Source organism: Pseudoduganella sp. HUAS MS19, from assembly GCF_053615455.1.
The window spans coordinates 3,979,377-3,999,709 of sequence record NZ_CM132133.1; the positions used below are offsets into that span (position 1 = coordinate 3,979,377).

16 protein-coding genes are annotated in these 20,333 nt (G+C 61.7%); 6 read left to right on the plus strand and 10 right to left on the minus strand.

The genetic code is table 11. The features are described 5' to 3' along the window. The first annotated feature begins 16 nt into the window (after positions 1-16). Entirely contained in the window at positions 17-829 is an 813-nt protein-coding gene (locus tag ACWBU6_RS17950) for an HlyD family secretion protein (RefSeq protein ID WP_452644768.1), read from the plus strand. Positions 830-841: 12 nt separating this feature from the next. Then, on the plus strand, positions 842-2,962 hold the full coding sequence (locus tag ACWBU6_RS17955; protein WP_452644769.1) for a peptidase domain-containing ABC transporter: 2,121 nt from the start codon (positions 842-844) through the stop codon (positions 2,960-2,962). A gap of 246 nt (positions 2,963-3,208) precedes the next feature. Here ACWBU6_RS17955 and ACWBU6_RS17960 read toward each other — a convergent pair whose 3' ends face one another. After that, complete coding sequence (locus ACWBU6_RS17960; RefSeq protein WP_452644770.1) at positions 3,209-4,147, minus strand: fatty acid desaturase family protein; 939 nt, start codon at positions 4,145-4,147, stop codon at positions 3,209-3,211. A 117-nt stretch (positions 4,148-4,264) separates the two neighbouring features. On the opposite strand from ACWBU6_RS17960, the gene ACWBU6_RS17965 reads away from it, so the two are divergent. The 4 genes from ACWBU6_RS17965 to ACWBU6_RS17980 all read left to right on the plus strand — a co-directional run bounded on the left by ACWBU6_RS17965 (position 4,265) and on the right by ACWBU6_RS17980 (position 9,654). Next, positions 4,265-5,167: a GlxA family transcriptional regulator gene (locus tag ACWBU6_RS17965; RefSeq protein ID WP_452644771.1), complete on the plus strand. Its 903-nt coding sequence runs from the start codon at positions 4,265-4,267 to the stop codon at positions 5,165-5,167. 97 nt (positions 5,168-5,264) lie between these two features. After that, on the plus strand, positions 5,265-7,229 hold the full coding sequence (locus tag ACWBU6_RS17970; RefSeq protein WP_452644772.1) for a TonB-dependent receptor plug domain-containing protein: 1,965 nt from the start codon (positions 5,265-5,267) through the stop codon (positions 7,227-7,229). After that, positions 7,229-7,768, plus strand: a complete 540-nt coding sequence (locus tag ACWBU6_RS17975; RefSeq protein WP_452644773.1) for a YfiR family protein — start codon at positions 7,229-7,231, stop codon at positions 7,766-7,768. The genes ACWBU6_RS17970 and ACWBU6_RS17975 overlap by 1 nt, the downstream gene beginning before the upstream one ends. Continuing rightward, positions 7,765-9,654 carry a putative bifunctional diguanylate cyclase/phosphodiesterase gene (locus ACWBU6_RS17980; RefSeq protein WP_452644774.1) on the plus strand — a complete coding sequence of 630 codons (1,890 nt, stop codon included), beginning with the start codon at positions 7,765-7,767 and terminating at the stop codon, positions 9,652-9,654. Before ACWBU6_RS17975 ends, ACWBU6_RS17980 begins: the two co-directional genes overlap by 4 nt. An 86-nt stretch (positions 9,655-9,740) precedes the next feature. On the opposite strand, the gene ACWBU6_RS17985 is transcribed toward ACWBU6_RS17980, so the two are convergent. The 9 genes from ACWBU6_RS17985 to ACWBU6_RS18025 form a co-directional block, all read right to left on the minus strand. Continuing rightward, positions 9,741-11,375, minus strand: a complete 1,635-nt coding sequence (locus ACWBU6_RS17985) for a peptide chain release factor 3 (RefSeq protein ID WP_452644775.1) — start codon at positions 11,373-11,375, stop codon at positions 9,741-9,743. 56 nt (positions 11,376-11,431) lie between these two features. After that, positions 11,432-12,022, minus strand: a complete 591-nt coding sequence (locus ACWBU6_RS17990) for a hypothetical protein (RefSeq protein ID WP_452644776.1) — start codon at positions 12,020-12,022, stop codon at positions 11,432-11,434. A gap of 10 nt (positions 12,023-12,032) precedes the next feature. Beyond that, positions 12,033-15,665, minus strand: coding sequence for a pilus assembly protein (locus ACWBU6_RS17995; RefSeq protein ID WP_452644777.1), 3,633 nt, complete (start codon positions 15,663-15,665; stop codon positions 12,033-12,035). 15 nt (positions 15,666-15,680) lie between these two features. Next, positions 15,681-16,316 (minus strand): pilus assembly PilX family protein, encoded by a 636-nt coding sequence (locus tag ACWBU6_RS18000; protein ID WP_452644778.1) that lies wholly within the window; start codon positions 16,314-16,316, stop codon positions 15,681-15,683. Between the two features lie 3 nt (positions 16,317-16,319). Next, positions 16,320-17,426: a PilW family protein gene (locus tag ACWBU6_RS18005; RefSeq protein WP_452644779.1), complete on the minus strand. Its 1,107-nt coding sequence runs from the start codon at positions 17,424-17,426 to the stop codon at positions 16,320-16,322. A gap of 18 nt (positions 17,427-17,444) precedes the next feature. Beyond that, positions 17,445-17,834, minus strand: a complete 390-nt coding sequence (locus ACWBU6_RS18010; protein WP_452644780.1) for a type IV pilus modification PilV family protein — start codon at positions 17,832-17,834, stop codon at positions 17,445-17,447. 10 nt (positions 17,835-17,844) lie between these two features. Continuing rightward, a complete protein-coding gene (locus tag ACWBU6_RS18015) occupies positions 17,845-18,441 on the minus strand; it encodes a GspH/FimT family pseudopilin (protein WP_452644781.1) in 597 nt (198 codons plus the stop codon). Next, a complete protein-coding gene (locus ACWBU6_RS18020) occupies positions 18,435-18,893 on the minus strand; it encodes a type IV pilin protein (RefSeq protein ID WP_452644782.1) in 459 nt (152 codons plus the stop codon). The genes ACWBU6_RS18015 and ACWBU6_RS18020 overlap by 7 nt, the downstream gene beginning before the upstream one ends. Positions 18,894-18,990: 97 nt before the next feature. Beyond that, a complete protein-coding gene (locus ACWBU6_RS18025; RefSeq protein WP_452644783.1) occupies positions 18,991-20,331 on the minus strand; it encodes a sensor histidine kinase in 1,341 nt (446 codons plus the stop codon). Positions 20,332-20,333: the final 2 nt, after the last annotated feature.

The window sequence follows — 20,333 nt, forward strand, 5'->3', positions numbered from 1 at the left end:
GGCATCAGCCCTCAAAGTGGGTCAATTTTCGGTCGGCGGCAACAAGCTAGACCACGAACTCTCTTTGCAGCGCGACAAAGTCAATCTCGCGCGTGATGTATCTGTTCGCGTTGCAGAACTTGCCAAGACCGGCAATATGTCGAAGATCGTTGCTGCCGACAAGGAGGCTGACTTGCTCGAACAGCAGGGCCGGCTTTCCTCACTCGAAGTGCAGCGCCAAGGCATGCTACGCGAAATGACTTCTCTTCATTATTCGCAAACCGACGGTGCTATTCAAAAGACCCGTGAAGTCTCCACAATCCAGCGCGAGATCGAAGACTTGAAACAGCAACTCGCTGAGAACGAAGCAAAGCGGCAAATCATCGTGCGGGCCCAGCTTGACGGCCGTGTAGCTGCATTGCTCGTGGAACGAGGCCAATCTGTCGTACCAAACCAGCGCATTGCAAGCATTCTGCCGAAGGATGGCAAGCTCGAAGCGGAGCTCTATATGCCGTCACGGAACATCGGGATGGTGACGCCAAATACCCGCGTCGTTGTGCGCTACGACTCTTTCCCATACCAGAAATTTGGCCAGTTCACGGGCCTAGTTCGCGATGTTTCGGAGACATCGATCAGCGCCTCCGACGTACCCCAAGCAAGTGTCGGCCAGGCAGGCTTGGAGAACTACTTCCGCGTCCGCGTCACGCTCGACGAACAGGAAGTTACCTTGCGTGACAAGCGCTATACGTTGAAGCCGGGGATGCAGCTCTCCGCAAGTGTTCTGCTTGAAGAGCGGACTATTTTCGAATGGATGTTCGAACCACTCTTCGGCATGGCCGCTCGTAACTAATTCAGCACAAACATGGTTTCCCTCAGCCTCAAACGCAAGGTTCCGGTCTATCTGCAAAACGAAGCGACGGAATGCGGGCTTTGCAGTATTGCGATGGTCGCCGACTACCTTGGGTATCGCACAGACCTGGCAAACCTGCGCCTACAATTCTCGATCTCCCGCAAAGGCGCGACCCTGGTAAGTCTGATTCGCATCGCGAAAGCTCTAAAGCTCGAACCCCGCGCAGTCAAGCTAGCCCTGCCTGCCGTTTCCAAGCTCTCCCTGCCCTGCGTAATTCATTGGGACATGGATCACTTCGTCGTCCTTACAGCGGTATCCCAACGAGAAGTCGTGGTCCACGACCCGGCTGTCGGTCGCCGCGAAATGACGATGGAGGAGTTCGGTAAGTATTTCACCGGCGTAGCGCTGGAGCTCAAAACAGCGAACGACTTCACGCCATCGGATCACCGAACCAAATTCACTATTCGCGGTTTGATGGGGACGATTACCGGTCTGAGGCGCGGACTGATGCAGGTATTGCTGCTCGCATTGGCACTGGAATGCATAGTGATCGCCCTTCCCTTTTTCCTCCAGTGGACCGTGGACCACGCTTTACCATCTGCGGACAAGGATCTGCTAACGACCCTGGCCTTGGGGTTTGGCTTGCTGGTGCTTATCCAAGGAACCATTCGCGCCGTGCGTAACTGGTTTCTGATCTCGCTGAGCACAGATCTGAATTTCCAATGGTACGGAAACGTTTTTGGCCACCTGATCAAGCTACCGCTCGAGTACTTCGAGAAACGGCACATCGGAAGTATCACCTCCAGCTTTGGTTCGATCAGCACAATTCAGCGCGCGCTGACATCCACGTTTATCCAGGCCATCGTTGATGGCGTTATGGTGCTCGGCACCTTAATGATGATGGTGATGTACAGCGGTCAGTTGGCGGCAATCGCATTCATCTCGGTCCTGCTTTACGGCACCCTACGATGGGGGCAGTTCAACCAGCTTCGCTCTGCCGCCGCAGAACAAATGGTTTTCGTCGCCAAGCAGACGACGCACTTCTACGAGACCCTGTCTGGCATCCAAAGCGTGCGCCTATTTGGCACAGGCGACCAGCGCCGTGCTAGCTGGACGAATCTTGTGGCCGAGCAGTTCAACGCGGAGCTTCGTATAAATCGCATCGGTGTGACTTACGAGTCTGCGCAGGTGGTTCTGTTCGGTATTGAGCGAGTGGTCGTGATTTGGCTGGCGGCCCGTGCGGTCATCGACAATTCGTTCTCTGTCGGTATGCTATTTGCGTTTATCGCTTACAAGGAACAGTTCTCCACGAGGATCTCGGCCTTGATTGACCGCCTCGTGGATTTCCGCATGCTGGGCCTGCACGGAGAACGTATTGCCGACATTGTACTTACTCCAACCGAAGATGAGGGCGAAGCGCCTCTCACTGAGATTAAGGTGAGCGATGCTCCGCCAACGATTGAGCTTCGCAACATCTCATTCCGATATGCGCCAACGGAGCCTTTCGTGTTCCAGAACGTCAACCTGACGATCGACGCAGGTGATTGCATCGCGATTACCGGCCCTTCGGGATGCGGAAAGACGACGTTGGTCAAGATCATACTCGGCTTGCTGGAACCTAGTTCCGGCGAAATTCTGGTGAATGGTGTGCCAATTAAGCGAATGGGCTTGGCAGGCTATCGCCAGATGATCGGCACCGTCATGCAGGAGGACCGCTTATTCTCGGGCTCTATTGCGGAGAACATCTGCTTCTTTGACAACGAGCCAGACATGGAGCGCATCAAACATTCTGCCGCACTTGCCGCGATCGACAAAGAAATCGAAGCGATGCCGATGGCTTACTACACAATCACCGGCTCCAGGGGCATCGGCATCAGTGGAGGACAACAGCAAAGGATCCTTTTGGCGCGAGCCCTCTACCGCAATCCACGCCTGTTGGTACTTGATGAAGCGACTAGTGAGCTTGATGTAGGCAATGAACGTACCGTCAATACCACCGTGCAGGAAATGGGCCTGACTCGAATCATTGTAGCGCACCGCCCAGACACCATCGCTATGGCAAATCGGATCGTAGTATTAGACCAGCACGGCGTGCATTCGACCGAAACCAACTTGCGCAGTGCAGTCGGATAGTCATTTCACAACGGAGAAGCTTGTCCAATGCCTACCGATGCATGGCTGAAAGCCACTGGAGCTCAGATCCGCTCGCTTGATCACAATATGCGCTTGTCGTTGCGCCAGATCAGAATTCAAGTGTAGGGCAAATGTCTGAGTCTAGAGTCCAAAACTTATTTGTGGCATCTTGCAATCGATCCGTCTGCCGCTCAATCAGTAGGCGCTGACTACCCCATGATCGAGAACCATCTAACCGGCTGATCTTCACCGCATATTGTCCAAGGCGCCAGGGGCGCCGCTAGTGCGGCGCACCGCGGCGTTTCCATTTGTGGCCATGCAACGGCGTATCACGGCCCAATACGATGGCGCGAGGCATTCGCTGCCTTCAAAGTAGCCCCGCTCACGCAGCAGCCTATGCAGCGCAGGCAGTTTGTAGCCTGGCACAGTCGCGGCCATGTGGTGCTCGACGTGATAATTGACGAAGTTGGGTGCAACCAGCAGGCGCGCGAGCGGGCCGGCAAGTGTCGTCGCCGTGTTGCGGCGCGGGTCGCGGTCCATGTAGTCGGGGACACCACCGTGCTCCCCCATCACGCGCAAGCGCAGAAGCAGAGGAAACACGAACAACTGTCCCAGCCACCAGCAGGCATAAACCTCGGGTACACCCAGCACCCACAAGGTGGCGAAGATCATTCCGTGCATGACAAACACGGGATACAAGTCTCCACGATCGGTAGGCTGGAACTGGTAGATGATCCCCTTCACGCCGTTCACTCCCGCGATGTCGCGTAGGAGTTTGCGCAAAAGGCTGGCCCGTGTTGCGGGATAGCCTGCGACGAAAACGAGATCGGGGTCGGCGCCAGTGCCAGCCGCACGGTGGTGCTCCAGGTGGCCGCGCCGGTAGGCCGCATAGGGCACATTTGGCAAGGCCCCAAAGACCCATTTCCCCATCCACTGATTCACGCTGCGCGAGGTGAAGAAGTTCTGGTGCGCGGCATCGTGCGTCAATATCGCGAATCCAAGCGCTCGGCCGGCGAGCAGCACGCTGGCCAGTACCCAGGCAACCGGGTGATGCCACATTGCGGGCAACGCAAAGCCGGCTGCCACCATCAAGACGTTGGCGATGACGACCCCAGTGGCGCGCCAATTATCTGCCGTGGTGAAAGCCCGGAGTTCCTGCTTGTCGATGTAGGAGAGGATATTCATGTGGCCATCCTAGCGCCGCGTGTCGCGCACTGTGATACATTATTCGCCATGCAGCATACCTTTTCAGCCACACCTACGAGCATCTATATCGACCACAATTGCTGGGCGGGGGGCGTGATGCTGATCCGCGAATTGCTTGCTGTGGCAGGCACTTTGAATGCCCGCGAACCTGACTTGCAGGCTGCGGCGATGTTCGACGTTGCGCTGGTTGGGCCGACGTTGCAGCCCGTGCGTTCCTTTACGGGGCCTGCGCTGCTGCCGGAACGTAGTTTGCGCAACGCGCGCCCGGCCGACGTATTGGTGCTGCCGTCTTTTTATGGCGACGCGCCTGCACACCCTGCCCTGTTGCGCTGGATCGTCAGGCATTACGAGGCTGGCGGTTGCATCCTGGCGTCAGCCACCGGTGTGCGTATTCTGGTGGAAACCGGACTTCTCGACGGACGCGATGCAACCTGCAACCTGGCCGACCGGCGCGCGATCGCGGCTACACGTCCTTCGGTGCGCCTGTCGCTGCACTCGCCCCTCGTCGTCGACGGCAGCTTGATCACGGCGGCCGGCATTACGCCCACCATCGATGCCTGCGCCCATTTGGTGAAGCGCTTCCACGGCGAGAAGGCTGCTTTGAAATTCGCCCGCTATGCAAATTCGGCGCGCCAGCTGGCTGACGTGGGCGTCGCCGGCGGGCACCAGGAGCATGGCGATGTCCGCATCCAGGCAGCGCAACGCTATATTGAACAGCATAGCTGCGCCGGCATCACGCCCGACGACGTGGCGCGCCACATCGCCATGAGCCAGCGCAACCTGGCGCGGCGCTTCAGCGCGGCGCTCGGTGTCACGCCGGTGCAGTACATTCTGCAATGCCGCATCGAGCAGGCCAAACGCATGTTGGCAAAACCGAACGTGAGTTTGCGGCGCGTTGCAGTTGAAACCGGTTTCAGCGATGAAGCTGTTTTCCGGCGTGCATTCAAGCAGGTGGCCGGCCAGGCGCCAGGCGCTTGGCGCACCTTGCTCAACAGCTAATGGTTGTTGTTTAAAAGTGCTGGCCCAGCCCGCAGGGCTGTACATTCCCGCAGGGCAATGCCACCATGTGAACACACGATAAAAACAAACCATCGGGATGAGAATCACAGCACTGCAAGGCCTCCGCTGCGGGCCGCTGGCAGTCTTGCTGCTCGCGGCGGCGAACGCTTGCGCGCAAGATGCCGACTTGACTACTTTGCCGCTTGAGCAATTGATGTCGATGGAGGTCTATAGCGCCTCGCGTTTCAAGCAACAGGCGACACAAGCTCCTTCGAATGTAACCGTCCTTACCTCGGCCGACATCCGCGCCTACGGTTGGCGCACGCTGGCCGACGCCTTGCGCAGCATTCGCGGCCTGTACACCAGCAATGACCGCAGCTACAGCTATCTTGGCGCGCGCGGCTTCCTGCGTTCGGGCGACCTGAATACGCGTTTCCTGCTGCAGATTGATGGTACGCGCATCAATGACCCAGTGTTCGACCAGGCGCAGCTCGGGGGCGAATTCCCGCTCGACCTCGACCTGGTGGATCGCATCGAATTTGTGCCGGGCCCGGGATCGTCGATTTATGGCGCCAATGCCTTTTTCGGCGTGATCAATGTGATCACACGCCGCGCATCGGAACTGGAAGGAACGCGCGGCACACTGGAAGCGGGCCAGGCCGGCACCCGCGGTGGCAGCGCAAGCTATGGCTGGCGCGATGGCGACGCCGAATTGCTGCTTTCGGCAAGCCGTGGCCTAAGTGATGGCCGCGACCTCTATTTCCCCGAGTTCGAGGACACTGCACAGGGCCTGGACTGGGAGCGCACTACCCGCCTGTTCGCACGCGGCCAGATCGGCGCGTTGTCGATGGCGCTGTTGCATGGCGCGCGCACCAAGGGCATGGCGACCGCTTCGTACGGGCAGCCGTTCAACGTTCCTGGCGGCCAGACGCTGGATCGCCTGCGCCTGGCAGAACTGGGCTACCGCAGCCAGTTATTGCCGCTGCACGGCGAACTGACGGGGCGCGTATACCACGGCGACTATCATTACCGGGGGCTCTTCGTGAACCAGGAGCCGTTCGGCTCGATCAACCTGGACCAGACCCGTGCCCGCTGGTGGGGAGCCGACGTCAACCTGTTCTTGCAGCTGACGGCGAAGCAAAAGGTGGTCATTGGAGCCGAATACCAGTACAACAGCAAACTGACGCTGCAGAACTACGATATCGACCCGCGCGTGGTCTACCTCGACGACGTAGCTTATGGCAAGCGCCTGGGCATCTACGCACAGGACGAGATCACGCTGGCCGAAGGCGTGCTGCTGAACGCCGGCCTGCGTTACGATCGGGAATCCAGCACTGGCGGGGTATTCAGCCCGCGCCTGGCGCTGATTGCCGAGGTGGCGCGGGAGACGACGCTGAAAGCCATTTACGGCAGCGCCTTCCGCGCTCCGAACAGCTATGAGCTGTTTTACGGTATTGATGGACAAGGCGGCCAGTTGGCCAATCCGAACCTTGGCCGCGAGAGGATTCGCAGCCACGAGCTGTCGCTGGTGCGCCAGCTCGGCCCGAACGCGCGTTTCACGCTGACCGGCTATGCGAACGAGGCTTCAGGCCTGATCACCGAAGTCGATGACGAGGAACTGGGACTGCCGATCTTCCGCAATATCGGCCGCAACCGCGCACGCGGACTTGAGATGGAGTATGAGCGCTCCTGGGGCAACGGTGCCAAATTGCGTGCCAGCTTGGCCCGGCAACGGGTTGCCAGCGCTGCCGGCGAAGTCAATTCACCGCGCTGGCTGGCAAAACTGAATGCGACCAGGCAGCTCTCCGGCGTTTGGCACGCGGGCATCGAAGGCCAGTATGTCAGCGCGCGCAGTCTGATTGGCGGTGGTGAAGCCAGTGGCTTCGTGCTGGCCAACCTGAACATCTTCTCGGTGGGCCTGACGCGCCACATCGACGCATCGCTCGGCGTACAAAACCTGTTCAACCGCCGCTATGCCGATCCCGTGTCGCTTGGATTCCTCCAGCGCTCGATGGAACAGGATGGACGCCGCGTGTACTTCAAACTGAAAGCGGCTTACTGATGATGCGCCGCCTTTTCGCCCTCCTGCTCCTGCTGCTGGTAGTGGCTGGGCAGGCACGCGCCCAACTCCCGCCTGGCGCGGACGAGGCGGAGCTGAAGGCGGCCATCCTGTACAATTTCGCGCTTTTTACCGAATGGCCGGCTGACACCCTGCCAGCCAGCGCGCCGCTGCGACTGTGCGTTTTCCAGGGCAACGCTCTACTGGCGGCACTGACCGGATTACAGGAAAAGCAGGTCAACGGACATCGCGTTCTGGTGCGCACGCTGCCGGCGGCGCCGGGCGGCGCACAGCTAGCGGCCTGCCACCTGCTGGTGCTGGACGCGCAGGACCGTGAGCGGTGGGCCCTGCTCAAAAATGACCTGGCGACCAGCAGCGTGCTGACGGTCGCGGATGACAGGATCATTGGCGCCAATGGCGCCATGATTTCTTTTGGTATCGATAATCGCCGCGTGGGCTTTGACGTTGACCTGGTGCCGGTGCGCCAGGCGCGCCTGACGCTCAGTTCCAAGTTGCTGCGGCTGGCAAGGAGTGTGCAATGAAGTCGCGCGCCAAAATCGCGCTGCTGCCGATCGGCAGCAAGGTAGTGCGTTCCACCATGCTGGCGGCGGGCGCCGCCCTGTGCCTGGCCGGCATGCTGATGGTGCTGTTCCAGTTCATGGCCCTGCGCAACACCCTGCTGCGCGACCTGCAGGTCCAGGCCCGCATCGTCGGCAACAACAGTACCGCCGCCCTGCTTTTCAGCGATGCTCGCGCTGCGGAGGAGATCCTCAACGGCCTGTCGGCGTCGCCCAGTGTGCAGAGCGCGAATATCATTCTTGGCAGTACGCCGCTGGCGCAATTCCGCCGCAACAACGCGCCGGTGCCGGAGTTGCCGGTCAGCGAGAGCGGCCAATCCCTGCACGAGTACGGCATGGATTATATCGAGGTGCAGGAGCCGATCACGGTCGACCACAAGCTAATCGGCAGCGTGTCGATCCGTGCCACCCTGCTACCGCTTTACCGCCGCTCGCTGGCCTTTGCTAGCTTTACCGCATTTGCGACACTGGGTTCCTTTGCCCTGGCCTGGTTGCTGGTGCGCCGCATGCGCGCAGCGGTGGCACAGGCGGAGCAGAACCTGCACGTGCTGGCGCATATCGATCCGGTGACCTGCCTGCCAAACCGTAATGCTTTCAACGACAGGCTGGCCCATGCACTGAAACGTGCGGACCGCCAGGAAACCAGCGTCAGCCTGCTGCTATTGGATCTCGACAACTTCAAGATCGTCAACGATACGCTGGGCCACGACATCGGCGACATGCTGCTGCGCCAGGTGGCCGAGCGCCTGGGGCAAACACTGCGCAGCACGGACGTTATCTGCCGCATCGGTGGCGATGAATTCGTCGTGATCGTTGAACCGGCCGAGGATGAAATTGAGCCGGACCAGGTGGCGCGCAAGATCCTGCGCGCGCTGGCCGATCCGTTCATGGTCGAGACCCACCAGCTCTTCGTCAGCGCAAGCATCGGCGTCAGCGTCTATCCGAAGGATGCGCCCGATGCGGCGGCCGTTGTGCGCTGCGCCGATATCGCGATGTACCATGCCAAGAACAAGGGCAAGAATGCCTATGAAGTCTTCCATGCCGAGATGGCGCACCGGGCCAGCAAGCGCCTGGCGCTGGAGGCGAACCTGCGCAAGGCATTGCAGAACAATGAGCTGTCCCTGCATTACCAGCCACAGATCGACGTGCGCACGGGGCGCATGTGCGGCATGGAGGTGCTGGTGCGCTGGCATTGCGAAGCTTTGGGCGGTATGGTCAGCCCGGCGGAGTTCATCCCGGTGGCGGAGGAAAGCGGCGTGATTGTGCCGCTTGGGCGTTGGGTACTGCAAATGGCGATCCGGCAAGCGGCGGCCTGGCGCAATGCGGGCCTGATGGAGGGTATCGAGCACGTGGCGGTAAATGTGTCGGCTTGCCAGACCAAGGATGTGCAGCTGATGTATGAGGTGCAGGCTTTGCTGATGGAGACCGGCCTGCCGCCCCGCTTGCTGGAACTGGAGATCACCGAAGGGGTGCTGATGGAGAATGTGAATGCCAATATCGCCTTGCTGCACAAGATACAGGCGGCAGGCATTCATTTGTCGATCGATGATTTCGGGACTGGCTATTCTTCAATGGCCTATCTGAAGCGCTTCCCGATCGACCAGCTCAAGATCGACCGCAGCTTCGTCAATGCCGTGCCGGGCGATGGCGCGGCAATCGCGAAGGCGATTATTGCGATGGCGCATTCGCTCAATATGTCGGTCGTGGCGGAAGGCGTGGAGACGGAGGAACAGGTGGCGTTCCTGTCGGACGCGGGGTGCGATGTGATGCAGGGATATTATTTTGCGCGGCCGGTGCCGGCGGACCAGCTGGAGGCATTGCTGCGGGAACGGCGCTTGTGGGCTGCCTAGAACCGGTAAACCGGTGTCAGACCTTCTGGGTCTGACACCTTCAGCGGGGTGTCCGACCCTGCGGGTCAGACACCGGGTTACCGGTTTTAATCCAGCTTGGTCGCGTGCTCGCGCGTCGCGTGGAAAGTCAGCTTCGGCCAACGCTCCTGCGTCAGGCGCAGGTTGACGCCCGAAGTAGCCAGGTAAGCCAGGTTGCCCGCCGCATCGTAAGCCACGTTATGGCCCAAAGCGGCCTCAAAGTCCGCCAGCGCCTTCTTGTCATCGCTCGATACCCAGCGCGCGGTACTGATCGACGTGCTCTCGAACACCGCATCTACGCCGTACTCATTCATCAGGCGCGACGCCACGACTTCGAACTGCAGCACGCCCACCGCGCCCAACACCACTTCACCGCCCTGCACCGGCTTGAACACCTGCACAGCGCCCTCCTCGCCCAGCTGCTGCAAGCCCTTCTGCAGCTGCTTGATCTTCAGCGGGTTACGGATACGCACCTGGCGGAAGAAGTCCGGCGCAAAGTATGGAATGCCGGTGAACTGCAGCATCTCGCCTTCCGAGAAGGAATCGCCGATCTGCATATTGCCGTGGTTCGGCAGGCCGATAATATCGCCCGCGTATGCTTCTTCCACCTGCTCGCGCGAAGACGCCATGAACGTCACCACGGAAGACACCTTCACCTCGCGGTTCAGGCGCAGGTGCTTGACCTTCATGCCGCGCTCGAAACGGCCGGAGCAAACGCGCAGGAAGGCGATGCGGTCACGGTGTGCAGGATCCATATTGGCCTGGATCTTGAACACGAAGCCGGAGAACTTCTCCTCGGTCGGCTGCACGGTACGCACCGTCGCATCGCGCGAACCGGGCGCAGGCGCCCAGTCCACCAGCGCGGACAGGATCTCGCGTACGCCAAAGTTGTTGATCGCGGAACCGAAGAACACCGGGGTCTGCTTGCCTGCCAGGAAATCTTCCAGGCTGAATGGATGAGAGGCGCCGTGCACCAGTTCCACCTCCATGCGCAGCTGGTCCATCTCGAGCGGGAACATCTCCTGCAGACGCGGGTTGTCGATACCCTTCACCACTTCGAAGGTCTGGTCAGCATTCTCTTCGCCGGCGCGGAACAGCAGGATCTCGTCGTTGATCAGGTGGTACACGCCGCGGAAGTTCTTGCCCATGCCGATCGGCCAGGTCACCGGCGCGCACTGGATCTTCAGCACCGACTCCACTTCATCGAGCAGCTCCAGCGGATCGCGGCATTCGCGGTCGAGCTTGTTCATGAAGGTCACGATCGGCGTATTGCGCATGCGGCAGACGTCGAGCAGCTTGATGGTCTGCGCTTCCACGCCCTTGGCCGCGTCGATCACCATCAGGCCCGAGTCGACCGCCGTCAGCACGCGGTAGGTGTCTTCCGAGAAGTCCTGGTGGCCCGGAGTATCGAGCAGGTTGATGGTGTGGTCGCGGAATTCGAACTGCATCACCGAGGAAGCCACGGAAATGCCGCGCTGCTTCTCGATTTCCATCCAGTCGGAGGTGGCGTGGCGGCCGCTCTTGCGGGCCTTGACGGTACCGGCCATCTGGATCGCGCCCGAGAACAGCAGCAGCTTCTCGGTCAGCGTGGTTTTACCCGCATCCGGGTGGGAAATAATGCCGAAAGTACGGCGGCGCGCGACTTCACGCGCGATCAGCGCGGGAGTCTTGCCGGAAGTTTGAGTTTGGATATCGTCGGACATGATGGCGGCCAGCGGTTGGCGCAGACGGAAAACCCGCTATTTTACCACCACTCCCCTCACATCCGGAGGGCATCGTCCAGCATGATTTGCATGGCCAGGTGGCCGCGTACGGCGATGCGGCCGATCCGTCCCGGCTGGAACCTGACGCCGGCAAAGGCAGCGCGCAGCAATTGCTCTTCTTCTTCGGACATGGGCGAATCGAGCGCAACGCGTTCCACCGCGCCTTCATCGCTGATCCAGACCTGCAGGTCCACGGTTTGCGGGGTGATGCCCGGCACCACTAGCAGCTTGCCCGCCACCAGGCCTTCGGCCGCTTCCGGTTGCTGCGTCATGGCGCTGGCACCGAAATAGTGCCGTTCGGCCGTTTCAGGGCCAGCGTCCCCGCCCGCCCCGGCTGCTGGCTTCAGCTGGGCAGCCGGCGCCGCCTGGGGCGCGGCCGGCGCTGCGGCAATGGACTGCGGCGCACTGTCCGGTGCTGCCGGCTGTGCCGCACTGACCAGGCGCACCATCATCGCTGGCCCCGGTGCAGCCGAGCGGCCGCCATCACTGGCGGTGCGGCTGGCCTGCCCAACCAGGAGCAGTGCCAGGCCCGCATGCACCAGGCCCGAGACCAGCAGCGCCAGCCAGGGCCGCGAACGGCTTTCCATCACTGTCCCATCAGTCCGAAATTTCGCGCCACAGCACGCGGACCTTGGCGGAATTCGGATCGTCCGCACCGACCCGCATTACCTGCGGCACGCCCATGCCGGTCGATGCGCCCACCGGATAGATCATCGGGGTGCCGCTCGGCAGCTTGACTACGCTGTTACCGACGATCGGGGACGTGTATTTCAGCGCGCCCGGCTCCTTCACCAGAACGTTGCCGCCGGTCCTGTAATCGAGCTGGTACAGCCAGCTATAACCGCCAGGCTGGCATGCCGACACCGACGGTACCGTGGACGCATAAATCAGCGTACCGAGGAACAATTGCGGCGACAAGGTGATTCGTTCGCCCGCATCCGGCAAGTCCAGGTACCAGCCCATCTTGCTGGACCACTCGACAGCGTTGCTGCTGATATTGCGCGTGGTGCCGCTGGTGGTCACTGTTTGCTTCACCAGCTGGCTATTGTCGGTCACGGTGGTGCTGCCATCGTCCTTGATACCGTAGATGGATTGGGTGTCAACATCATCCAGGTCGCTCTGGCCCAGGTAACGGCCGGTGCCGAAGAAGACTGCCAGCTTATCCTGGATCTGGCCGATGGCTGGCGCAACCATGATCGGCTTGCCAGGGAAGTTCACCAGCTTGCTGGCCGTGCCCTTCTCCAGGTCGAAGCGCCACATCACACCAGTCAGGTCGCCGCCGTAGGCGCCGACTGCGGTGTTATTGGTGTTGAAGTCGGGCGTCCTGACGTTGATGCGTCCCAGGCCGCTTGGGCTTGCGCTGGAGCCAACGCCGGTCGCAATGGTCTTCAGCAAGGTGCCGTTGGCCAGATCGAGGATGAAGACATAGCCGCCGCCGTCGCCGCCGGCATACTTCGTTCCCTCCGGCACGTTGTTATAGCCCGAGGGCAGCACGGCTACCCAGCGGCCATCGGCCATCTTGGTGATGAAGGCGGTACCGAAGCTGTAACCCATTTTCGGGTTGTTGTCTGCCGTGTAATTCCACAGCGGACGCGGATCGGCCGGGTCGGTGACGTCCAGCGCAAAGTAGCCGCGGCCGCCCTTGCCCATGGCGCCGATCAGCACGGTCCTCCAGTTGCCGTTGATCTTTGCATCGCTCATGGCCAGCGGACCGTCCAGGTAGTAGCGGTGCTGGCTGGAATAGTTGGCGTCGGCCAGGCGCCACATGTTCGGCAACACCATCGGCGGCACGTAGGCCCAGCGCTCCTGGCCGGTCTCGCCGTCAAAGGCATGCAGCATGCCATCATTGGACGAAGCGTACAGCGTTGGCTGGCGGTCCGCATTGCTGGATTTGAACTCGAGATAGCCATCGTCATCGAAGTTGAACGGTGGCGCCTTCACATAGATCGGCTGGGCATGGACGATATCGCCCAGCGCTTTCTCACGATCGCGGTACAGGCGCTCGTAGGCACCGTATTTCAGGTCGCGTTCCTGGTCTTCATTGCGGTCTTGCCCGCGCAGATAGTTCACCAGCGAGGTAGAAGTGGCGGCGCTCTTCTGTGTGCTGGACCATTCGCTAGCCTGGCTCAGTTTGCTGGTGTCGAACAGTGCAAGCTGGGTGGCCGTCAGCCCGCCTTTGCCAGTGGAGAACAGGGTGCGGTTGGTACCGTCGGCCGTGTAGATCACGCGCGTGTCGCTATCGCCCGTGGTCGCGATCTTGTTGCGCAGCAGCGGCTCGGCCTGCCACAAAGGCGTCTTCGACACTTCGCCGGTCGACAGGTTGATGGAATAGCCGGCCACGTCGCCGTCCCACTTCACCGTGCGGTAAGTCGCCACATAGATGAAATTATCACCTGCGGTAGGCTGCAGGGCGCTGGTTGCCGCCGCCGCGCCATTGCCGGTCACGCTGTCGATGCTGCGCAGCGCACGGCGCAAGCCGCCCTCCAGCGCCGCCGGGTCGCGGGTGCTGAAGTAGGTGCCGCGGCCGTTGACGGCAGCGTGCCACAAGTCGTCAATCGTCTCTGGCGCATTACCGCTTGGAGCCGGCCATTTGGTGACGCCCTGCTTGATATTGAAGTAGTCACCAGAAGTGCTGGTCTTGTAGTTTGGATCGTAGGTCAGCGTGCCATCGACCCCGAGGCCGATGGTGAAGGTGGTCATGTGCTGGTGCTGGGCCACGTCGTCCACGTCCGCGTTCGCGCCCGAAGGCGCAACGTTATCGGTGCACACATCGCCCGAAGAGCAGGACGTGCGCAGGTCGGTGTGGTAGTAGTAGTACGCCACGTCCGCCAGCGTATTGGACGTTTTCAGGGCATCCCTCGAGGGCAAGGTCACGCCCGTGGCGCCATCGGCATCGCCCACGCCGCTGTAGTTATCGTTCCAGTAACCGTCCGTTGCCAGGATGGTGAAATTCTTCTGGCAGGAGTATTGCACCGGATCCTTGTAGGTCGTGCTGGTGCCCCTGTACATCTTGCCCAGCGAATCAAGCGAGTTGCGCAGCGGGGTGCCGCCGAGCGGATCGAAGCCATACAAGTTGGTGTAGAACGACTCCTTCTGGGTTTTGTCGAAGTTCTCGATATTGAGCGCGATCGGGTTGTTAATCGTGGTCAGGCCGACGCGTGCATGCAAATAGGCCGAGTCGTCCGGGTCGCTGGCAACCGGCGTGCCGCGCACGTCCTGGAATGCCTGCCCAATCGCGCTCTTGGTCATCTGGGTACGGGTACGGTACCAGGCGAACCAGGTTGCGAAGTTCGACATTTCTTCTGCATACGTGCAGCTTGTGCCGGCGCAATCGGTGCGGCCCGGGGCTTTGGCCGGGAACACCGTGGTCGGCTTGATGTCGACGCGCGACCAGTTGTAGTAGCGCACATATTTGTAGGTGCCGGTTTTCTTGGCCTGGCAAGTCCCCGCCTTGCCGAAATTCTGGTTCGGCGCGTTGTCGGCGGTCTTGCACCACTCAACGCTCACGTTGTAGTAATAAGGGGCGCCGTCCGCGGCATACAGGTGCCGGAAGGTGCCGTTCGGGTATGAATAGCTGCCGTTTTCCACTTCCGGCTTGCAATCGGCGCTGGGCGGCACATCGTTGGAGTCCCTGCACCACATGCGCTCCGGATAGCCTGTCACCAGGTTCACCACGGCAGTTTTCGACAGGCGCGGGCAGTTACCTCCCGACACCACTCCTTTGCAGGGGTTGGTGCTCGGCGGCTCGGCGCTGGTCTCATCGATCGCCTGCACCCCGTAGCCATCGCTGGCAACGGCGTTCCACGGCGCGACATAGGAAGTCTTGCCCTTATGGTCGGGCAGCAGCGTACCGTCCGCCTTGGTCGGCCACATATATCGGATTGCCGGGTTGTAGTACAGGCCGTTAAAGGCGCTGGCAAAGAAGGGCGCGTCGCCGGGTTCGCACACAACCAGGGTGTTGCTGCTGTTGGGGCCGCGGCACATGGTGCCGAAGTTGCCGAGCGATGTGTAGCGCACATAATCGGGCATATAGCTCCACGCCATACTGCCGGAATTGTCGAGGTCCAACATGATGTTGGGCAAGATTGGGGCGGTCGACGCGTTGGCCAGCGGGATATCGGCCAGTTCGGTCGGGGCGGCAGCCGCCGGTTGCATGGCGATCGCCAGGCTCAGCCCGAGCGACGCGAGCAAGGCACGCAGGCCCGGCTGTGGGACATTGGTCCAGTCCATATGAATTCTCCTGCGTTAGATTGAGACCACAGCCTGAACGTAGCTGGTGGTATTCCTCGGCCCGGTCACCCGTGCCGTAATACGGTAGAAAGCGCGCGTTGCGGAACTGTCGAAGCTTGGCGGCCGGTAGCCTTCCATCGCGCCCTGTGAACCTTCATCCTGGCCCTTCCTGAAAACCTGCTGGGTGGAGCAGGTGCGGGCATCGAGCGGGCCGGCGTTATCGCACATGCGATGGATTACATACGCCACTTCGTTGCCGGCCGCATCAGCCTTGAGCTTGGTTACAGCATCGCCATCAGTCCAGTTGAGGTCGTCATCCGCGGTCGGCTCCGGGGTGCGCTTGTTGCCAGTCAGGTCGAGTGCATCCTGGCGCGTGGCGTAGTAGCCACTGCCCGGCATGTCCTGGTTCAGGGCTCCGGTCGGTGCGGTCTGCATCAGCCAGGCGATCGCTGCTTCCACGCCGGCATCGCCGCTGGCGGTAGCGCTTTGCTTAAAGGCCAGGTTGCCGGCAATAACGGACGAGGTGTCGACCGAACGCAGCAGTGCAATGCCTGCCAGCGTCATCGCCACCAGCACAATCAGGGTGACGGGCAGGATCACGCCCTGCTCCCATGCCTGCCGGGCGGCGCCGGCTCGTTTGCTGTGATTCATGTCTTATCCCCAAATGACGTTGCGCAATGGCACAATGGTCTCGAATACTTTGTAGCGGTAGCACTTCCAGTCAGCCGGATAGGCGGTGGTCTTGAACGTTGCCCAGCTCGACCATTTGGCCACCGCGGCATCCGTCGTGGTGGCGCATTCCTGCTTGGGTGCCGGCTTCTCGTACTGCACGCTGCGCGCCACCAGGGCCACGCGCACCGCCTTGACCCGCTGGAAGTCAGCCGGCGCCGGGTTGGCCCAGGCGCCTGTCGCCGGCTGCCAGGAGCTGACCGATGCCTGGCCCGCCAGCGCAATGCCGTATTCCAGCTGCATATCGATGATCTCGGGCGCCACGACTTCATTGACGATGGCAGGCGTGGCTGAATTGTCCGAGCGCAGCAACTGCTGCAGGTTATTGACGGCATAAGCGCGCTGATACAGCGCGCCGGCCGGCGGCGCCGAGAAGCAGGACAGTTGCGCCGGCTTGGTATAGGCTGGCCAGTTGTTGGCCATCTGGTAGTTGGCCGGTGGATTGAAGTGGCCGCTGGCGCCAGGGTTGTGCTGGATTTTCAGCGCCTGGTCCTGGATCTGGGTGGCCTGCATCAGGGTGCACCTGCCGGCTTGCTGCACCAGGATCAGGTCACCCTCGCGGCAGCCGGCCGTGTTGCCGACGTTCAGCTCAGACGACGGCTGCGGCATATTGCTGCGCAGTTCCGTATTGGACGGGTAGCGGAACGAGCCTTCCATGGGGTTGGCAAAATACTGCACCAGGATGCTGTCGGGCTTGTCGCCGCCGTCGGTGATGACGGCCGACGCCAGGGAAAAGCCATCGATCGCGCCTTCCTTCCCTCCGCAGCTCAAGTCGCCATCGCAATAGGAATAGGTCTTGCTGCAATTGGCGAACATCGAGTTGGCCATGCCCCAGCCGGCCATCTTGGTATCGCGCTCGATCATGGACAGGGCGATGGCACCGGTGCTCTGCGCATCGGCGCCGCCGGTCGAGGTACGCTTCTGCCCTTCCATCTGGCTGAACACCTGCATCACGACCACCATGGCCAGCATGCCGACGCCCAGGCCCACCATGATCTCGACCAGGCCGAAACCGTTTTGCTTGTCGTGCATTGGAATATTCCTTTTCTTCTAGCCAGCGATGAACTGCACGCTGGTCTGTGAGTGAACCTTGCTTTCGCCCGGCACTTGCCAGGTGACGGTCACCGTGACCGTTACGCCGGCGGCCGGGGTCCAGGGGCCTGGCACGACGATGGTGAGCTTGCCGTTCGGCAGGGAGCTGACAGGCGAGTCCTTGACCGCATGCTGCTGGATGCGCTCGCGGTCGGCCCACATCGCACCGAGCGACTGGCTGACCACGTTGGCGGCATCGATGCGGTATTTGGCATCGCTCACCTGGCGTACCGAAGCCGACTGCAGGCCGACGATGGCCAGCACGCCGAAGGCGAAGATCACGATCGCCACCAGGGCTTCCACCAGCACGATGCCGCCCTGCTGGCGCAATGTACGTTGAGATTGCATATTGTTCTCCTTAGCTGCAGCCGCGCGGATCGGTGGCGAAGGCCATCTTCGGATCGCACATGCGGATCTGGCCGCCGGTGCCGATTACCACGACATAGCGGCGGGCCTCGCCGCTGGCGGTGCTGGTCACGTCGGCCCGGGTAAACAAGGCGCCGGCTGGCGGGGTGTACACGCGGCCCATCGCATCGAAGTTGACCTCGGCCGGCAGTTCGCCGACGTCCGAGATCTGCGCGCTGAAATACCCGGCCGGCGCTGGCACAGGCAGCGGCGTGGCGCTGACCGTGACTTTTGCCAGGGTGCCGGATTCCTCCGCCGGACGGGTCTGGATGGTCGCCGGACAGGTGGCGGTCACGGTCGGGCAACCGACCGTCCAGCTCACCTGGCCGTCCTTGTCGGTCAGCATGAAGCGTACGATCGTGTTACGCCGCACCGCTTCGGCACGCGCCGTCTGCAAGCCGTTCAGGATCGATTCTGCCGCAGTGCGCACTTGCGTGTCGCGGATCCATCCGCTGAACGCCGGTATCCCCATGGCCAGCATGCCGGCCAGGATGGCAATGCCGATCATCAGCTCGATCAGGGTGACGCCCTGTTGGCGGCGCGCTAGCATGCGCCCCCCTTCTTGCGCACCCAGCAAGTCACCGGCGAGCCCTCCGATGCCGTCCCCCACCCGCTCGGCAGTGCGACAGTCTTCTTGTTGTTCGACTCGTCGATCGTGAAGCTGAAGCCGGCGACCGTCCCCTTACCCTCGGCCTTGACGGTGTAAGTGGTGGCCGTCAGGGTCGGGCAGGTGTAGGTAAAGTCATCGGCCGGCGGCAGCGCGGCGATGGTGCCGTCGGCGCAAGCGCCAATATAGGTGCGGTTATCCTGGAAGTACTGTTCCAGCTTGGCCCGCATGGCAGCCAGGTTATTGGTCGCTTGCGGCAGGCGGCCACTTTTCACGTAATCGCTGTAGGCAGGAATCGCCACTGCGGAAAGAATGGCAACAATTGCAATTGTCACCATCACTTCAATCAGCGTCATGCCCGCCTGGCGGGGTGCGACGGCCTTTTGCTGGTCCATGTGTTTGCTCCAGGGCTGGTATTTGATAATGCAAGTCTAGACAAGCAAGCTTGCATTTCCCTGAGGAAAACCTGACAAATACCTGACAGCAGCAGATTTATAGAGGGAAATAGACGGAAAACAGGGCACCCCGGCCGCTGGCAGGAGTGTCGATGGCAACGCTGGCGCCATGGCTTGTGGCGATATCGCGCACGATGGCCAGGCCAATGCCGCTGCCGTTGGTCTTTTCATCGAGCCGCTGGAAGCGCTGGAAAACGGCAGCGCGCTTGGCCTGGGGGATGCCGGGGCCGGAGTCTTCCACCGTCAGCATGCCGCCGCCCAGATGCGGGAAGCAGCTCACCGTCACCGTGCCCTTGGGCGGGGTGTAGCGGATGGCATTGTCGACCAGGTTGTCGACCAGGTCGCGCAGCAGGAAGCGGTCGCCCGTCACCTTGGTCGGCTGCAAGTCGAAGCCCAGGTCGATATCCTTGCGCAGCGCCTGCTCGACGAAATTCTGGATCGATTCTTCCAGCAACTGATCAAGCGACAGGCGCTCCATGCGCGTCTTGCGCAGCGGTCCCGGTTCGGCGCGCGCCAGCGCCAGCAGCTGGTTGACCTGGCGGATCATGCGCTCGGTCGCCGCCTGCATCATGGCCAGAGACGACGCGGCGGCAGGGCTGCGCTCCTGCGCCGCCAGCAGCTCGATCTGGGTCCGCATGCCGGCCAGTGGCGTACGCAACTGGTGCGCCACATTGGCCAGGAAGTCTTGCTGGGCTTGGCCGCCTTCACGCACGCGCTCCAGCAAACCATTGAAGGAATGCACCATCGGCATGATTTCCGGCGGCACGTCGGCCGCCGGGATCGGCGACACGTCCTCCGCGCTGCGCGCCTGGATGCCGGCCCTGACCCGGTGCAATGGCGACAGGCCATTGGTCACTGAAAACCATACCAGACCGACCGAGGCCAGGGTGAACACGGCCGCCAGCGGCAGCATGGCGCGCACGATGGCCGTGCGCGCCTGGCCGCGCTTGCGCAGCGTCTTGGCCACCGCCACGATGCCTTGCTGCTGGCCGGTCATCACCGGCAGCGCCACCATACGCACGGGGTTGTTCTGCACGAGCCCGTCCACCGCAGGGCCGCCGGCGCGCGCCGGCAGGACCGGCAATACGGCATCGCCCGCCACCAGGCGGCCCTGACTGTCGCGCACCGAAAAATATACCCGGTCAAACTCGTCCTCGCGCAGGGCGCGTTCGGCAGCGGGCGGCAAGTCGAGCACCAGGCGCCCTTCGCTTTCGCTGATGCGCGCCGCCAGCATGGCTGCCGCATCGCCCAGCGCCTGGTCGAAGGCAATCTGGGCCGGGATCCAGGCCAGCGCATAACTCAGCGCCACACCGGCCAGGTTCAGCAGGAGAACCGGGCCGATCAGCCACTTGAGCAGGCGCAGGCGGACGCTATCCAAGA

Excerpts from the sequence above, each read along its gene's own strand:
- ACWBU6_RS17955 (WP_452644769.1), top strand. The coding sequence starts at position 842 with ATGGTTTCCCTCAGCCTCAAACGCAAGGTTCCGGTCTATCTGCAAAAC.
- ACWBU6_RS17960 (WP_452644770.1), bottom strand. The coding sequence starts at position 4,147 with ATGAATATCCTCTCCTACATCGACAAGCAGGAACTCCGGGCTTTCACC.
- ACWBU6_RS17965 (WP_452644771.1), top strand. The coding sequence starts at position 4,265 with ATGCTGATCCGCGAATTGCTTGCTGTGGCAGGCACTTTGAATGCCCGC.
- ACWBU6_RS17970 (WP_452644772.1), top strand. The coding sequence starts at position 5,265 with ATGAGAATCACAGCACTGCAAGGCCTCCGCTGCGGGCCGCTGGCAGTC.
- ACWBU6_RS17975 (WP_452644773.1), top strand. The coding sequence starts at position 7,229 with ATGATGCGCCGCCTTTTCGCCCTCCTGCTCCTGCTGCTGGTAGTGGCT.
- ACWBU6_RS17980 (WP_452644774.1), top strand. The coding sequence starts at position 7,765 with ATGAAGTCGCGCGCCAAAATCGCGCTGCTGCCGATCGGCAGCAAGGTA.
- ACWBU6_RS17985 (WP_452644775.1), bottom strand. The coding sequence starts at position 11,375 with ATGTCCGACGATATCCAAACTCAAACTTCCGGCAAGACTCCCGCGCTG.
- ACWBU6_RS17990 (WP_452644776.1), bottom strand. The coding sequence starts at position 12,022 with ATGGAAAGCCGTTCGCGGCCCTGGCTGGCGCTGCTGGTCTCGGGCCTG.
- ACWBU6_RS17995 (WP_452644777.1), bottom strand. The coding sequence starts at position 15,665 with ATGGACTGGACCAATGTCCCACAGCCGGGCCTGCGTGCCTTGCTCGCG.
- ACWBU6_RS18000 (WP_452644778.1), bottom strand. The coding sequence starts at position 16,316 with ATGAATCACAGCAAACGAGCCGGCGCCGCCCGGCAGGCATGGGAGCAG.
- ACWBU6_RS18005 (WP_452644779.1), bottom strand. The coding sequence starts at position 17,426 with ATGCACGACAAGCAAAACGGTTTCGGCCTGGTCGAGATCATGGTGGGC.
- ACWBU6_RS18010 (WP_452644780.1), bottom strand. The coding sequence starts at position 17,834 with ATGCAATCTCAACGTACATTGCGCCAGCAGGGCGGCATCGTGCTGGTG.
- ACWBU6_RS18015 (WP_452644781.1), bottom strand. The coding sequence starts at position 18,441 with ATGCTAGCGCGCCGCCAACAGGGCGTCACCCTGATCGAGCTGATGATC.
- ACWBU6_RS18020 (WP_452644782.1), bottom strand. The coding sequence starts at position 18,893 with ATGGACCAGCAAAAGGCCGTCGCACCCCGCCAGGCGGGCATGACGCTG.